This window comes from Shewanella sp. KT0246 (genome assembly GCF_019654955.1).
GTDB classification, from domain to species: Bacteria; Pseudomonadota; Gammaproteobacteria; order Enterobacterales; family Shewanellaceae; genus Shewanella; species Shewanella goraebulensis.
The window spans coordinates 1-16,394 of the sequence record NZ_BPEV01000021.1; the positions used below are offsets into that span (position 1 = coordinate 1).

At 38.8% G+C, this 16,394-nt stretch carries 17 protein-coding genes; 9 read left to right on the forward strand and 8 right to left on the reverse strand.

From position 1 onward, the window contains the following. Position 1: 1 nt before the first annotated feature. From K5Q58_RS11840 to K5Q58_RS11850, 3 genes are all read right to left on the reverse strand, one after another. Positions 2-406: a hypothetical protein gene (locus tag K5Q58_RS11840; RefSeq protein WP_259651329.1), complete on the reverse strand. Its 405-nt coding sequence runs from the start codon at positions 404-406 to the stop codon at positions 2-4. A gap of 85 nt (positions 407-491) precedes the next feature. Continuing rightward, positions 492-1,130: a GNAT family N-acetyltransferase gene (locus K5Q58_RS11845; protein WP_080915900.1), complete on the reverse strand. Its 639-nt coding sequence runs from the start codon at positions 1,128-1,130 to the stop codon at positions 492-494. A 256-nt stretch (positions 1,131-1,386) separates the two neighbouring features. Further along, a complete protein-coding gene (locus tag K5Q58_RS11850; protein ID WP_220754142.1) occupies positions 1,387-3,285 on the reverse strand; it encodes a choice-of-anchor I family protein in 1,899 nt (632 codons plus the stop codon). A gap of 299 nt (positions 3,286-3,584) precedes the next feature. Here K5Q58_RS11850 and K5Q58_RS11855 point away from each other — a divergent pair, with 299 nt between their 5' ends. After that, the gene (locus K5Q58_RS11855) at positions 3,585-4,745 is read left to right on the forward strand and encodes a Bcr/CflA family efflux MFS transporter (protein WP_055023416.1); all 1,161 of its coding nucleotides are present in this window, start codon (positions 3,585-3,587) and stop codon (positions 4,743-4,745) included. Between the two features lie 436 nt (positions 4,746-5,181). Here the strand turns inward: K5Q58_RS11855 and K5Q58_RS11860 are convergent, their stop codons facing one another. Beyond that, the gene (locus K5Q58_RS11860; RefSeq protein ID WP_156003252.1) at positions 5,182-5,328 is read right to left on the reverse strand and encodes a hypothetical protein; all 147 of its coding nucleotides are present in this window, start codon (positions 5,326-5,328) and stop codon (positions 5,182-5,184) included. 16 nt (positions 5,329-5,344) lie between these two features. Here K5Q58_RS11860 and K5Q58_RS11865 point away from each other — a divergent pair, with 16 nt between their 5' ends. The 7 genes from K5Q58_RS11865 to K5Q58_RS11895 all read left to right on the forward strand — a co-directional run bounded on the left by K5Q58_RS11865 (position 5,345) and on the right by K5Q58_RS11895 (position 13,481). Beyond that, a complete protein-coding gene (locus tag K5Q58_RS11865; RefSeq protein ID WP_220754143.1) occupies positions 5,345-6,322 on the forward strand; it encodes a cytochrome-c peroxidase in 978 nt (325 codons plus the stop codon). Further along, entirely contained in the window at positions 6,313-6,963 is a 651-nt protein-coding gene (locus tag K5Q58_RS11870) for a hypothetical protein (protein ID WP_220754144.1), read from the forward strand. Before K5Q58_RS11865 ends, K5Q58_RS11870 begins: the two co-directional genes overlap by 10 nt. A gap of 45 nt (positions 6,964-7,008) precedes the next feature. Then, positions 7,009-7,569 carry a cytochrome P460 family protein gene (locus K5Q58_RS11875; protein ID WP_220754145.1) on the forward strand — a complete coding sequence of 187 codons (561 nt, stop codon included), beginning with the start codon at positions 7,009-7,011 and terminating at the stop codon, positions 7,567-7,569. A 3-nt stretch (positions 7,570-7,572) separates the two neighbouring features. Then, a complete protein-coding gene (locus K5Q58_RS11880; protein ID WP_220754146.1) occupies positions 7,573-9,210 on the forward strand; it encodes a GGDEF domain-containing protein in 1,638 nt (545 codons plus the stop codon). A gap of 410 nt (positions 9,211-9,620) precedes the next feature. Continuing rightward, complete coding sequence (locus K5Q58_RS11885) at positions 9,621-11,339, forward strand: acetolactate synthase 3 large subunit (protein ID WP_220754147.1); 1,719 nt, start codon at positions 9,621-9,623, stop codon at positions 11,337-11,339. Next, positions 11,339-11,833: an acetolactate synthase small subunit gene (gene ilvN, locus K5Q58_RS11890; protein WP_220754148.1), complete on the forward strand. Its 495-nt coding sequence runs from the start codon at positions 11,339-11,341 to the stop codon at positions 11,831-11,833. The genes K5Q58_RS11885 and ilvN overlap by 1 nt, the downstream gene beginning before the upstream one ends. 205 nt (positions 11,834-12,038) lie before the next feature. Further along, positions 12,039-13,481: a DEAD/DEAH box helicase gene (locus tag K5Q58_RS11895; RefSeq protein ID WP_220754149.1), complete on the forward strand. Its 1,443-nt coding sequence runs from the start codon at positions 12,039-12,041 to the stop codon at positions 13,479-13,481. Positions 13,482-13,620: 139 nt separating this feature from the next. Here K5Q58_RS11895 and K5Q58_RS11900 read toward each other — a convergent pair whose 3' ends face one another. The 3 genes from K5Q58_RS11900 to K5Q58_RS11910 form a co-directional block, all read right to left on the reverse strand. Beyond that, complete coding sequence (locus K5Q58_RS11900) at positions 13,621-14,034, reverse strand: VOC family protein (protein WP_220754150.1); 414 nt, start codon at positions 14,032-14,034, stop codon at positions 13,621-13,623. 90 nt (positions 14,035-14,124) lie between these two features. Continuing rightward, positions 14,125-14,541, reverse strand: coding sequence for a VOC family protein (locus K5Q58_RS11905; protein WP_220754151.1), 417 nt, complete (start codon positions 14,539-14,541; stop codon positions 14,125-14,127). A 90-nt stretch (positions 14,542-14,631) separates the two neighbouring features. After that, positions 14,632-14,823 carry a hypothetical protein gene (locus K5Q58_RS11910; RefSeq protein ID WP_220754152.1) on the reverse strand — a complete coding sequence of 64 codons (192 nt, stop codon included), beginning with the start codon at positions 14,821-14,823 and terminating at the stop codon, positions 14,632-14,634. A gap of 210 nt (positions 14,824-15,033) precedes the next feature. On the opposite strand from K5Q58_RS11910, the gene soxR reads away from it, so the two are divergent. Next, the gene (gene soxR / locus K5Q58_RS11915; RefSeq protein ID WP_220754153.1) at positions 15,034-15,489 is read left to right on the forward strand and encodes a redox-sensitive transcriptional activator SoxR; all 456 of its coding nucleotides are present in this window, start codon (positions 15,034-15,036) and stop codon (positions 15,487-15,489) included. A gap of 206 nt (positions 15,490-15,695) precedes the next feature. Here the strand turns inward: soxR and K5Q58_RS11920 are convergent, their stop codons facing one another. Continuing rightward, the gene (locus tag K5Q58_RS11920) at positions 15,696-16,157 is read right to left on the reverse strand and encodes an Hsp20 family protein (RefSeq protein WP_220754154.1); all 462 of its coding nucleotides are present in this window, start codon (positions 16,155-16,157) and stop codon (positions 15,696-15,698) included. Between the last annotated feature and the right edge of the window lie 237 nt (positions 16,158-16,394).

Genomic DNA, 16,394 nt, shown 5'->3' on the forward strand with positions numbered 1-16,394 from the left:
ATTATATAGTAACCATAGCCCAATATTCTAGGCGTGATTGCGGATCTAAGACGACTTTTTTACATAGATCTTTATATTTTCCCATTAAAGGGCCTAAACCACTTGAGCCACCTAAACTTGCAATCTGTTGCTCTTTGGCTTCAGCGACTGCGGTTGTCACAGCATCTGCAGCCATATATTGCCCAGCTAATTTTTCAGCTTCTTCACCTGAGGTTTTTAATCGAGAACCCACAGCTTGCATCTGCGGCGCATCCATTCCCATGATCACACCAGAGGCAATTTCATAATAAGCTGCACATTGAACTAACTCATTACTAAACGCCGCTTCAGCCTTATCTTGCGCACTTGCCTGAAAACTTGCTGTCATCAACACAGCGGCAGATAACATATATCCTTTTTTGCCCATGAAATTTCCTTTACGTATTTTATTTCTACAAGACAATCATTACCTTAGATTCACAAGGCTAACGATATTTAATTACTTGTTTTAGTTAGTAGTTTATTTCTGTATTAAGCATCGCATTAGCATATTGCTGACGATAATAATCTAAACGGTGCTTTAAATGCTTTTGAACCGTTGTCCACTCAGTATCAATAATGGAATACACAACCGTATCTCTTACTGTGCCATCTTTAAGAATTTTATGGTTTCTCAGCACACCGTCTTGTTTAGCACCTAAGCGCATAATGGCTTGTCTTGATGCTTGGTTATGCCAGTGTGTTCTAAACTCCACTGCCATGACATCTAACGTATTAAAAGCATAATCCAATAACAATAACTTGGTTTCGGTATTGGCTGACGTTCGTTGGGCACGTTTAGCATACCAAGTGTAGCCAATCTCTAGACGACGATTAGGCTGATCCCAATGACAAATTCGAGTACAGCCAATAATTTCACCTGAAGTTTTATCCCTGACCACAAACGCTAATGACTCACCTTGTTTTTCTTGTTGTAGCGCTTTCTCTACATAAGCTTTCATTTCGTCTGGGTGTGGAACCGAGGTAAACCATAACTCCCAAAGGTTGCCATCTGCACTTGCTAAACTAAGAGCAGCAACATGATCGATACTTAGCGGTTCTAAAATGACATGGTCGCCGGTTAGCACACTATGACTGTCTATGTTTGCCATTCTTACTCCCTTACCAAATAGTTAACTTAGTCACACAATGACAGAATACATGATCTGAATCAGAAAAAAATCATCTTTATCAGTACAGAAACATAATTATTGTTTTCGATTAGTGTGTTAGCGACCTAAAAGGACAAGATTTACTAAGTTGAAACGTAAAAAGGCCAATAAATCAATATTGACCTTTGACTAACCAAATGGACGCCTCAATTACGGCATAATCGTTAACGACTGTAATACCAATGCTTTTAGATACTTATTGCGCAAAAGATAGTTGATAAACACTCGTCGTTCCGCTCACTTCATTGCCAACTATCAATAATGGCAAACCATTTGGACTGTTTTCAGGGCTAACAAATTTCATTCCTTCTGGGCCAAGATCGCCTGCTAATTCTGGTTGACCAGAAATGTCGCTGCCGTCTATTTCAAATTCAATATCAAAATCACGATTAACAACATAATCGACAAATCGAACATCAAAAGGATTACTGATATCGTAAATCATAAAACCAGACGTACGCTCAAGGCCGATAAATGCATATTGTTTACCTGCAATTTGACCAATAGCTAATGCTTCTGGCTCAGGTCCTTTATCATCGCTTCGACTGTCACCTTTACTTTCTTCATTATGATTATTGAAGTTGTCAGCTAAAATTGCAGCGGTAATACGCTCAAATTGACTACCACTATCAAAGACTAATTGACCATCATGAGTCCAAATAGAAAATGAGCGAGCACCATAAGAAACGATTCTATCCATATCTCCATCGCCATCATCATCCCCCATTGTCGTTGTCACCTTTAGTCGGCCCAATTGCGTTTTATCTTGAGCTGCAGCGACTTGAGGATGATTAGCATCTAAGAGTAAATCTTCCGCTCGTGCCTCTTCAGAAAAGCCATCATAATCACGGGCATCTCCTTCATTAGCACTGACCACAAATGTTTGTTCATTCCATTGATAAGAAGCGATCGTATCTGGTTGATACATACCATAAACACCTTCATAAGCTTGGATATTAATAGCATCATCTTTATCACTTGCATCAATTTCATTTCCTACATCACCATAATGCTTAAGACCTAGGGCATTAATCTGCTCAACAGTATTATCAGTTAAATTAATCACCGCAATGGCGTTATTTTCCTGCAAGCTAACATAGGCATATTTATTATCTAATGAAACAGCAATATATTCAGGCTCAAGATCCTGTGATACCGAAGCGCCAGGACCATTTAACTTAATCAATTCGCTCATTTCATCATGGCGCGTACCACCAGCATCAAAGTCATTAAAATCAATGATTGTCGCACTATCTGCAGGACTATTATCAGCAATTGTAATTACGGCAACTGAACCTTGTGGATCAACACTATAATCACTATTGGGCTCACCTTCGTTTGCTACGATGACAAGAGCGCCGTCATGACTAAATACGAGGTTGTCTGGCAAAGCACCAACGGTAACCGCTTTAATATAACTGGCTTCTCCTGTTGCTGATAATCGATAAAAGGCTATAACGCCATTGCCTTGAGTCGCATTCCCTAACTCATCGGCCCTTTCAACTGCAACAGCTAACAAGTCGTCATATATACTGATGCTATTTACATTACCTAAGCCTGTTATTTCTACATCGGTAGCTACATCTAAACTAAACACCTTAGTTAAATTATCTAAATTAGTCGCTGCTATATCATCAGCTGTCATTACAGTGTTATCACCTTCTGTAGATAGCACTGAAATATCTAACGCATCAACCTGGCCGCTATGAGCATTAACCACAAAAACAAGTCTACTTTGTGTATGGTAATCAACAATTTCAGCAGCACTTTGTCCAAAAATACCAGACTGATAACGTCCAACTAATTCTGCTGATAATGCACCTTGTTGCTCATGACACATGATTTGAGTTTGTGCAGAATCAATTTCGTCAACATCCAGTATTCCATTACCGTTGACATCCAAGCCAGTCTCAATCTGTTGTCCGCCAAAAGGACATTGTGCATGTCCAGTCAGTAGCTCATTTGCTAGTAATAATGAACTTTGACCATTGATTCCATTACTGCCGTCCTGTCCATTACTGCCATCATCGCCATCACACGCTGATAAAGTCATTACAGACATCATTGCGACTAAAGGTAAAACTGCTGTTTTCATGTTCGTTCCTGTTGCGTACTTGTTATAAAAATTTCATGTAAGCTACGCAAACTCAATGACAATCAAACGACGAGACTGTTAAGGTATTGTGACAAAAACCTGGTATTAACCAGTAAATAAATTGATACAAGTTCATAAAAATTATTTCGCTCTATTAGCAAGTTCTCATGATAAAATTTAAACACTTAATTCTTCATCTACTTCATATTTCCCAATTCTTTCAATAAACTGAGGTTAGAGTGAGCCAGTCTTTAAACACGCATCACAATACTACTGCGCCAAAAACGCCGAATTTAGCAATGCTAATTCCAATGCTTGCTGCAATTGTGGCCATTACGCCACTCGCTATCGACATGTATCTACCTGCCATGTCGAATATCGCTCAAACATACTCAACGCACGTTACCACTGTGCAGCAGTCATTGAGTATCTATCTTGCTGGGTATGCATTAGGCATGCTTACATTCGGCCCGCTTGCTGATCGTTTTGGCCGCAGACCACTAGTTATTTTTGGTCTCAGCGGATTTACCGTAATCAGCTTCTTTATTTCAATATGTAGCTCAATCGAAGTATTTTTAGCATTGCGTTTTGTGCAAGCATTTATTGGCGCAGCTGCCACAGTGGTGGTTCCGGGTTATATCAAAGAGGTATATGGTGATAACACCGCTAAAGGGATGTCATATGTCAGCTTAATCATGATGCTCGCACCATTATTAGCTCCCTCTTTAGGTAGCTTGATACTGGAGCTGGGTGAATGGCCGTTAATTTTTCTCAGTCAAAGCTGCTATGCAATTGCCTTGCTACTGATTGTCTTGTTCAAGCTAAAAATGCCCAGTGATAAAGCGGCTGATACACGAAGTAAGCAATCTTTCTTTGCTGCATATAAAACCGTATTAACTCGCCAAGGGGTCAAAGTAAACATCACATGTGGTGTATTAACCTCATTTGCGTTTTTTTGTTATTTAACTGCTTCACCATTTATTTATATGGAAGTATTCGGACTCGATAAAACCTTATTTGCTGTTTTATTTAGTACCAACGTCGGTGCACTCATGCTGGCAAATATAATCAATTCTAGAATCGTAACTCGATATGGTTCAAGCCGTATGTTATTTGTGGCAACAGTTTTTGGCTCATTAGCTGCCACAGGATTATTAATCGTCAATATTGTCGATTTAAGTTATCACTACACTGTTGCAATGCTGATCCCTTTAATGGGCTGTTTAGGTATCATGTCTGTCAATGCTGATGCCATTGTATTGATGAAGTTTAAAAAAGAAACGGGTACTGCCACTGCGGTTATTGGAACATTACGTTTTGGGTTTGGCTCTTTAGCTGGTCCTTTACTTGCGTTCTTTTATACTGGCACCGCTGTTCCATTCTCTGCATTGATGCTGATTTCAGTGGTGATGGTCATGGCCTGTTTGCTATATCAACGCACGCAACCTTATAACCCATAAACGACTTGCGAAAACGACAGTTAATAAGCTAACGACCAAGAATAAAACGTTAGCTCATACTGAGACTCGCTAAACAATCATACGCTTCAATTAACTTCCTCTACTTTCATTGGAACTGTAGAGGAAGTCATTTCCCTAATTGGCCTATCAAAACCACCACGTTTTACTCCGTCATTTGCCTGTCACCAGCCATGTATTCGTCATTCAAATCGAGCCTAAAGCACTCAAATATCGAGATTTGTCTTGAAGTAAAAAAAACAATCATATCTTTAGCTAATTCACAGAACTCTACTAGACTGACTAGTGATATGTTAATGAATGAACAAGAAACGGCAGTGAATTGCACACCATAGAATGGATTAAGCTATTGTCAAAATGACACTCAATCCATAGTGACATTGAAGTGCGAATGCTAGTGCAGAGCTGCTAATAACATTTAAGGATGACACAAAGTAAGCACGTCAGCCCATGATGACATTAACGGAGTAATAACCATCATACATTCGGTACTAAAACGGCTATTAACTGATAAGCTTAAAAGACGTTTGTCAGCTTCAACAATTTGTTTAATCACACTGTCCATGCTGACGAGTGCTAGCGTGATCGCTGAGCCTTTATCAACACCAGATATTGATGATATTGAATACCCAGTCGATATGCCTCCAAGTGCCGAAGAGATCATGCTTGGCAAGTACCTTTTCTTTGACCCACAGTTATCGGGAAACCACACCATTTCATGTGCAACTTGCCATAACCCTGATAACGGATTTGGTGACGGATTAAAATTAAGTGCAGGTCATGACGGCAAACCATTAACGCGACACACCCCTCCCTTATACAATTTAGCTTGGTCAAGCAGCCTATTTTGGGATGGACGAGCATCATCACTTGAACATCAAGTGCTTATGCCAATTTATAACCCTTCAGAAATGAATTTATCAGAGAAAGTTTTATTAAAAAGAATCGCTAAGAGCCAATTCTATCAATCAAAATTTAAACAGGTTTACCAGCAAACCAACATCACTCCTCATTTAATTAGCCAAGCTTTAGCGGCGTTTATGCGCAACATCATTACCAACAACTCTCCGTTTGATGAATACCTCGCGGGAGCAGAAAACGCACTAAGTCCTCAAGCAAAAAACGGATTAGCTTTATTTGAAGGAAAAGCGAAATGTATTGAGTGCCATGACGGTGCAAATTTTACCGACGACAGTTTTCATAGTTTAGGTATTGCATTTGAGGATAAAGGCAGAGCCAATGTCATTAAAGATAACTCTCTGGCATACCGATTTAAGACACCGACTCTTCGCAATATCACCTTAACCGCGCCTTATATGCATAATGGGTCATTGCCTGATTTAGAGTCCGTAATGACTTTTTATAATGATGGCGGCGGATCTGGTCCAAATAAAGACAAGCTAATGGAACCATTAAGTCTGTCTCAATCAGAAATTCGTGACTTAATTGCTTTTTTATCAGCCTTAACTGATCCAGTTCTTATAGCGCGTCCGCCAAGCATGACACAGGTTCAGATATCACCAAATGAGATGCATAAGGGAGAAAACATATGGAAATGAACCCTTCAAAAACGGCAATGACGAAATACTTGTTAACTATTCTACTCGCCAATATGCTTGCCTTGCCAGCCGCTTACGCGACTGAAATTACTGGCACAATATCATTTATTAAAAAGCCGCCAATGGTTGGAATTGTGTATGTGCCAGCAAGTCAATCAGACCAATATGCGCCGGTTATCGATCAAGTTGATAAACAATTCACTAGCAAGATGGCTGTTGTTAATGCGGGTAACCTAGTGACCTTTAAAAATTCAGATGATGTTGAACACAACGTATTTGCCAATGACACAAGTCAATCCGCAAAATTTGATGTTGGATTAATGTCGCCTGGAGGAGAAAAGAAAATAAAGGTCGATTGGGATAAAAACAGTATCGTGAGAGTTGGCTGTAAAATTCACCCTAAAATGAGAACTTACCTAGCAGCAATAGATACGCCCTTTCATCAAATTCTTGAATTTCAAAAAGGGACACAAGAATATACCTTTAGCATCAAAAATGTGCCAGCAGACTCAAACAAAGTCGTCTTTAGCATTCCCAAATATGACTTACTTACCGTCGAGTTAACATCAGGTTCTATCTGGACAGCTGAGATTACCAAAAAAGGTAAAGTCCGTGGTCTTCTTACCATTAATCAAAAGTAGGCCGCCATGAAATCATATCAATTTATAAAGGTTTCCCTAATATTGTTGACGCTTACCACTTCGACTTGGGTCGCTTCACAAACTGAAATAGACAACACTCGAGCTTATCAAGTCGATATATTTAACTTCGATCACCAACTCATTCCTGATTCAGAAAATTATCAACAGCAATGGCGTAGACTGACTGGTTTTGAACACTCAGGTTTGCATTGGGAACAGTTCGTTGTAATTTACACTAATCATGGAGAACGTACTTATCGCAATAACTTTCTAGAATTCAGTGCCTGGTTTGACGACCCAGAAGATGAAGATAACCAGCCTGAGTATTTCACTTATCCAGTTGGCACCATTTTTATTAAAGAAAATTATCAAATGCTTAATGGCAAACCTGCTGCTCCCAAATCCATCACAGTAATGGTTAAGCACCCCCAAGGATACGACGCTGAAGGGGGAAACTGGGAGTACATGCAATTTTCAGTAAATGGGCAACAAATGCTCAAGGGGAGCCGTGAAAATAAAACGGTGAAGCAACAATGTGCTGGTTGTCACCAAAACGTTGCAGATAGAGACTTTATATTTTCAAATTTTTACAGTGGCACAAATTAATCCATGATGAATATGTTAACTCGATTTAGTCTCAAACAAAAAGCCATCGCTGCCACAATTGTTCTTGTCTTAGTGCTACTTTCTATCACGTTAGTTTCACTTGTGAGCTTTTCTTCAACCCAAGAAAAACTCACCAAAGTAACATCGCAATATCAACCTAAAATGCTTAGCGCAATGCAATTAACCTCACATTTTTACCATAGTTTGAGTGTATTAGGGAATTACCTCATTGAGAAAGATGATTACAACATGAACCTATATAGGGAAAAGGTTAATGACATCAATTCCACATTAACTGAACTGGTTAACTTAACAAACTTAAACCCCGAATTGGATGATTCTGAACAACTATTACGAATTAGGCAGTTAGTAGACAAAATCATAACTCATAATTTATCAATGCTGGAGTTAGCTCAAAACAACAATAAAAATATGCCTGCAATTGGGATCGCATCGTCAAAACTTGAGCCTATTGCCATCAATATGAATCAAATCGTTAATGACTTATTGCTGGCAACTGCAATTAATGAACAGCAAAGCATCTTACCTTTGATTGAAGACCTTAGGTATAACTGGATTATGCTCGTCAGTGAAGTCAGAAACTATCTGGCCTTTAGGCAATTGCCAACCATAGATGAAATTGCGCTATTTAAAACAGGTGTTAATCAATCATTTGAAGCATTAGAGAAACGTCGCTATGAAATGGATGACGATCAACTCGACCTATTGGATGAATTTGAAGCAAATACCGCGGCGTATCAAGCAGCGCTTGTTCAAGCGATTAACATTCATGCAGGCAATAATTGGCGAGCCGATCGTCAATTAATGAAGCAGAGCATCACACCTACACTCAAAGAGCTCACAAAAGAATTAGAGGCTCTCGTCACCAAGCAACAACTTCGAATACATGAAAGTAACCTCGCCTTGTCGAAGCAAATCAGTGAAGCTGAAAATACTATTCGTTTCTCAATACAAGTCGCGTTAGTGATTACACTTTTGGTGATATTTTTATCTTTTAAAAATAAACGTTTATTGAGTGATATCTTAATTCATAAGGAAAGCGAGCGTAAACTGTTCCATAAAGCGCACCATGATACTTTAACAAAACTGGCCAATCGGGCCTTTTTTGATGACCGATTATTTAAAATGTTTTTAGATCAAGAAACCCGTTCTAAACGCCACTCAAAAAGAGAAGATAACCTTGATATAAACAGTCACTTTTTTGGTTTACTGTATATTGACCTTGATGGTTTTAAAGCCGTAAACGACAATGTCGGCCATGATGCGGGTGACTTTATTTTGATTGAAGTAGCAAAAAGAATGAAAAATGTGGTGCGTAATTCAGACATCGTTTGCCGCCTAGGTGGTGATGAATTCGCAGTGTTACTTAATGACATTAATCATATTAATAGTATTGAGAAAATCTCTGAAAACTTATGCAAAACAATCAGTCAACCTTACCACTATAAAGAACAAGTATTACAAGTCAGTGCCAGTATTGGTTTTTCATATTCTAGACATCCGCAACTGCCATTACACAAGAAAGTTAAATTTAGAATGGAAGCAATCATTAAACAAGCGGATACCGCCATGTACCATGCTAAAGAGAATGGCAAAAACCAATACGCCCAATTTAAATAAAGCCGTGACCTCACAATGTTAAGCTTCAACCAACGAATTTGCTTACGACGACAAATCTAGTCGAAGTTACTTCTTCTAACACTATTCAATAAAATGTAATTTTTGACGGTTATATCTCGTTAATATGACTAAACAATCAATTTTATTAAATAATCATGAATTTCATTCAAGTTTAGCAAACTATTTTTAAAATCCTCTTGTATCAACGCCAAAAATAAATATGATGAAATTATCTTACTTCATTGAATCTTAGAAAAGTTTCAACCTTGAATAAGTTCATTATCTTATGTGGTTATTGTCCACTGAGATAGACGAGTTTGAATTACCGTTCAAACTTCATTTTTAGAACGATTACCGTCGTTGTAACAAGATACTGTTTACCCACAACGGTAACTTAAGAGGATTTAGCAATGGAAAAATTATCCGGCGCAAGTATGATTGTGCGCTCGTTAATCGATGAAGGCGTAAAACACATCTTTGGCTACCCAGGTGGCTCAGTTCTCGATATCTACGATGCACTGCATGAAATTGCAGGTGTCGAACACATCCTTGTAAGACACGAACAAGCCGCTGTACACATGGCTGATGGTTATGCCCGTGCCACGGGTGATGTTGGTGTTGTTCTTGTAACATCTGGTCCGGGGGCAACTAATGCCATTACCGGAATCGCTACTGCCTACATGGACTCCATTCCAATGGTGGTATTATCTGGTCAAGTTCATAGCAACTTGATTGGCAATGATGCATTCCAAGAATGTGACATGATTGGTATCTCACGCCCAATCGTTAAACACAGCTTTTTAGTGAAGGATCCTCAGGAAATCCCTGAGATAATTAAAAAAGCCTTTTATATAGCCTCAACAGGTCGACCAGGTCCTGTGGTGGTCGATTTACCAAAAGACTGTTTAAATCCTGAAATTTTACATGAATATGTTTATCCAGAAAGCATAAACATGCGCTCTTACAGCCCAACAACCTCGGGGCATAAAGGCCAAATCCGCCGAGGCTTACACGCCCTTCTCGCTGCTAAAAAGCCCGTATTATATGTTGGCGGTGGCGCAATTATCTCAGAGTGCGACAAGCAAATTCTACAACTTGCAGAACGCCTCAATATTCCTGTTATTAATACCTTAATGGGATTAGGCGCATTTCCTGGCACTCACTCACAATGTCTAGGCATGCTAGGGATGCATGGTCGCTATGAAGCTAACATGGCAATGCATAATAGTGACTTAATATTTGGTATTGGGGTTCGTTTTGATGATCGGACAACCAATAATGTTGAAAAGTATTGCCCTAACGCAAAAATCTTACATATTGATATCGATCCATCATCGATTTCTAAAACGGTGCGTGTCGATATTCCCATTGTTGGTTCTGCTGAAAACATTCTCGACAGTATGCTCAACCTACTTGATGAAACACAAAAATCTAATGACGAAGAAGCCATTAACCAATGGTGGGAAGAAATCAATCAGTGGCGTCAACGAGATAGCTTAGCTTACGACAAGTCATCAGATAGAATTAAGCCTCAACAGGTCATTGAAACATTACATAAATTAACTGATGGCGATGCTTACGTCACATCAGATGTCGGCCAGCATCAAATGTTTGCAGCACTCTACTACCCATTTGATAAACCACGTCGTTGGATTAACTCAGGTGGTCTAGGCACCATGGGCTTTGGTTTACCTGCAGCTATGGGCGTTAAAATGGCGATGCCAGATGAAACCGTTGTTTGTGTCACTGGTGATGGCTCAATCCAAATGAACATTCAAGAGCTTTCAACAGCACTTCAATACGATACGCCTGTAAAAATCATCAACCTAAATAACCGCTTTTTAGGTATGGTGAAGCAATGGCAAGATATGATTTATTCAGGCCGTCATTCGCATTCATACATGGACTCTGTACCTAACTTCGCCAAGATTGCAGAAGCCTATGGTCATGTAGGTATGACTATTAGCGATCCAAATGAGCTTGAATCAAAATTAGCTGAAGCACTCGCAATGAAAGACAAACTCGTGTTTGTTGATATCAGTGTCGATGAAACAGAGCACGTTTACCCAATGCTAATTCGTGGTGAATCAATGAAAGATATGTGGTTAAGCAAAACGGAGAGAAGCTAATGCGTCGTATTATTTCTGTATTACTTGAAAACCAACCAGGTGCATTGTCTCGTGTGGTTGGCTTATTCTCTCAACGTGGCTACAACATTGAAAGTTTAACCGTGGCGCCAACTGAGGACACCACACTTTCTAGACTGAATATCACAGTCAATGCCGAAGCCAATGTTCATGAGCAAATTGAAAAACAGCTACATAAACTCATTGATATATTAAAAGTATCCAACATTACCGAAAATGCGCATATTGAACGTGAGTTAGCATTAGTCAAAGTCAAAGCACAGGGTGAGCTGCGTGAAGAAGTCAAACGTACAGCTGATATTTTCCGCGGACAGATTGTTGACGTAACCTCAAGCTTATATACCATTCAAATGGCGGGTACCAGTGAAAAAATTGATGCTTTTATTAGTGCACTTACCGAAGTCACTAAAGTGATTGAAGTTTCACGCTCTGGCGTTGTGGGTCTAGCGCGAGGTGATAAGGCCATGAAAGCCTAAACCTTGTAATAACTAACAGTGTATATTGCTTTAAAAGCTTTAAATCTTAAAACATAAAGGGAGCATTTGCTCCCTTTTATAATTCTTAGCCATAAACTCAACTACCCTATACTTTATCCACTCTGCTATAATAATCTGCTTTTCAAAGCAGTAATTATATCAACTAAATTTACTGCTATTACTGACATTTTACCTGAGATAACACATGCCATTTTCCAAGCTTGGATTAAGCGAACCTATTACACTTGCTCTTAATGAATTAGGCTACAGTGCACCGACTCCAATTCAACAAAAAGCAATTCCAGTGGCCTTATCGGGTAAAAATATCATTGCTGCAGCGCAAACAGGTACAGGTAAAACGGCCAGCTTTGTATTGCCGATACTTGAACGCTTTAAAGAGCCTCGTAAAGTCCGTGGTAAACGAGTTAAAGCACTGGTACTTGCTCCAACTCGTGAACTTGTCGTGCAAGTAGAACAAAATATTCAGCAATACAGTAAGCATTTATCCATCAATTCAATGGTGATGTACGGTGGCGTTGATAGCAAACAACAAAAGCAGCGCCTTATTGAAGGTATTGATATTTTGGTTGCCACGCCTGGTCGTTTATTAGATTTATACACCCAACGTGCAGTTAATTTTGATGAATTAGAAGTTTTAGTCCTAGATGAAGCCGACAGAATGCTCGATATGGGCTTTATTGAAGACATTAATCGCATCATCGAGTTGTTGCCTGATGACCGCCAAAATATGCTGTTTTCAGCAACGCTTTCCAATCAAGTTCGCGCTTTAGCTAAAACGGCAATGAAAACGCCGGTGCAAATTTCTGTTGAAACTGATGCTGATGCCAAGCCTAAAATTGATCAATGGTTAGTGACCGTTGATAAAGATAAAAAGTCTGCGTTATTAAGTCATTTGATCCAAGAAAATAACTGGACACAAGCATTAATTTTTATCGAAACCAAGCACGGCGCAGCGAAACTTGTAAGCCAACTAGAAAAACGCGGCATTAATGCTGAGTCTTTCCATAGCGGACGAAGTCAGCCTATTCGTGAACAAATCTTAGCTGATTTTAAAGCAGGCAAAATTACTTACTTAATCGCAACGGGGGTAGCAGCTCGTGGTATTGATATTGATGATTTACCATTGGTAATTAACTACGACTTACCCTTCCCAGCTGATGACTATGTTCACCGTATTGGCCGAACGGGACGTGCTGGAGCGCAAGGTACTGCTGTTTCTTTAGTGTCCAAGGATGACTTTAAAAACCTTTGTGCCATCGAGCGACGTTTAGGCCATATTATTGAACGTAAAGAGATTGAAGGTTTTGCACCAAGAAAAGAAGTACCTATTTCAATTTTAGATTTTGTGCCTAAGAATCCTAAAACGCCAAAGCCAAAATCGGATCAAGAACAGCCTAAATTGTCTCGTGGTAAGTCTGACAAACCAAAGAATAACCACTACAACAAAAATAAAGCCAAAAAGTTTAACCAAGAAGAAGCCAGTGGGTCTTCACGGTCACATTACGAATCCAATGCTTCTAAAAGCAGTTATGGCTCATCACAAAATCGACGCAATGAACGTTCATCGGATAACAAAGCAAGTTCTGTACCTAATGGTAGTGGCAACGAAAACCCATGGAAGCAATAATATAATTGAACAACTAGCTTACTAAGCCAATCTCCATGCATATCAGATTTAATGTGTAATTAGGATAAATTAAAAGCCTACTGCGTTTTTCAGTAGGCTTTTTTATTGAATTTGTGCAATGAACTGTCACATACATAAGTTAACTGCTTGCTTGGATATCAACTCGCCATGGCGGATTGAGTCTGTTTTCACCAGCCCAATACAGCTTGATTTTATTTCCACTTGGGTCAAATAAAATAGCCTCACGCCATAAATATGCCTCATCAACTGGAAGTTGCTCAAACAGAATCCCTTTATGTATCAAGTCTGCTACCCATTCATCCAGCGCTTGATGCTCAAAGTAAATCACACTGGAATTATTACATTCTCTTGCAGGTAATTCTGATTGCTTTAATGACAATGAAAATGTCGCTTCACCTTCAGGGCAAGCAAAACGTGCGTAATGGTTACCACTTTGAGCAGTGCTGACAATTTGAGTAAACCCTAACAACAGATAAAACTCGCACGATTGAGCCATATCATTTACTGGCAATGTAATTTGATTCAATCGCATCTTTTACCTTTATTGCCTTATGTTTATAGTCCTACCTTTTACTCTAACTAAATGGCAGTTCCACGATTTCCTTTAAAGTTAAATGCTAACTTAATGATATTGATTTCTTTCACTCGGAATATCTGTTGTATATTGAACAAACTCAACTTCATAACCGTTGGGATCGTTATAATAAACACTGTCGTAGTTAGCATCTTTTCCACCAACAATAGCGATTTCAAACCCTGCTTTTTCCATTCTGTTTCGTAAACTGTCGAGATCTGACACCTCATAAGCAAAATGAGCAAGGCCGAGATCGTATCCTTCTATTGGCCTCATTGTTCCTTTACCGTTATCGTTAAGTGACAAATAGTTATTATCATCGCCAAAATGAATCCATTTACGCTGCACTCCATGCCACTCGCCCTCACCGCCACCACGAACAGTCCAATGAGGAAAAGCAGCTTGATAAAAAGCCAGAGTCTCAGTTAAGTCATTCACCACTAAATTTAAATGTTCTAATCGCATAGTTTATTCCTTTAATTTTATTAATTAGTCTGTGTACGTTTTTTATTTCACTTCGCTCTACTTGGGTTATTTCACTTCGTTCTACTTGGGTTATTTCAGTGCCATTGTGTTATTAAACAAAATGCGACTTTTGGCTATCACTGCAGCAATGTCTCGTTGATTGGCTTTTAATACTGCATAGCTGTCAGTTCTATCCAGAACCTGATTGTTATTAGCTCTTTTATTGGCTTTATTTTTTACAATTTGATCCATCATTTGTTGATTGATTATCAGCTGAATCATGCTTGCCTCCTTGTCTTGATATAAGGGCTAACTTGCTTGCTATATAAGATAGAGCTACTATAAAACCTCAACCTAGGTTGAGGTAAAGCGGTATTTTGAGTTTTTTTAAATTTGTTTTTGAAATCAATTTTTAAAGCAATGATTTCACTAACTTCAATCTAAGAAAGAAATTAATACAGAAGGGTTTGTAAAAATATATAGGGATAACAGATGCTGGATGAAATGGATTTAAGTGTCGGTCAAGTAGCTAAGCGTTGCGGTGTTAGGGTATCCAGCCTGCACTTTTATGAAAATAAAGGTTTGATTAAAAGCCTACGTAATCAAGGGAACCAGCGCCGATACCACCGAGACGTGATCAGAAGAATATCAGTGATTAAAGCGGCACAAAAAATGGGCGTGAGTTTACAAGAAATTAAACATGCATTTAGTTATTTACCCAATGAACGTACACCGAATAAAGATGATTGGGCTAAATTGTCTGAGTCATGGAACAAACAGTTAACTCAACGGATTAATTATTTAACCGATTTGAGGGATTCTCTAAATGCTTGTATCGGTTGTGGTTGTCTATCAATGAAGTCTTGCCCTATTTACAACCCTGAAGACAATTTGGGTATTGAAGGTGTTGGCTCTGTAATTCTTGATAAAGCCTTTAATGATGATTAATAGTCTGTAAATTTAAAAACTAGACTTCTGACGTAAAAAGCCCAACAAGGAAATAGATTCTCGTTGGGCAAAATAATCAGGGAAGATGTGAAACTTCGTGCGACTAGATACATGATGAGTGTATTGGGAGATAGGAAGCACGATAAAAACTAATGTCTTTAAAGTTCGCTATCTCTTATCAATAATAAGAGATAGCAATGAGAACCTTAGCTCTCGATAGTATTGGTCGCATTGGCAGTATTGATTTTAATCTTACGTGCCTTTAATGCTTCTGGAATTTCACGTACCAGTTCAATATTTAATAGGCCATTTTCTAAGCCTGCACCAACCACATTAACGTGATCAGCTAACTGGAATGTACGCTCAAATCCGCGCTCAGCAATACCTTGATGTAAATATTTACGCTCATCGTTTACTGCAGCTACTTTGCTGCCTTTGACTAGCAACTTGTCACCTTCACTAGTGATATCAAGTTCGTCCATAGTAAAACCTGCAACAGCCATTGTGATGCTATAACGGTTTTCACCTAGTAATTCGATGTTGTAAGGAGGGTAACCAGTGTTACCATTTTGTACTGCGGCGTGCTCTGCCATTTTAGCTAAACGGTCAAAACCAATCGCACTGCGGTAAAGAGGAGTTAAATCTGGAGTTAAGTTAAATTTACGCATGTTCATACCCTTGTCTAAAGCAATATGTAAAAAATAATATGCCATTTTTGGCGGTTGTCATTACCCTTACGGCGTAATGGAAGCTAAGCCCTCTATTGAGCGTGCCTAACTTATAACTAGATATGAGAGCGATATTTTCGTTTTCAAGTAAAGTTGATAAATTAATTTCATTTTTATTTTATCAATATATTTTAACCACTAAAATTCAATAACTTAAATAGAAAATTATTTTAAAAA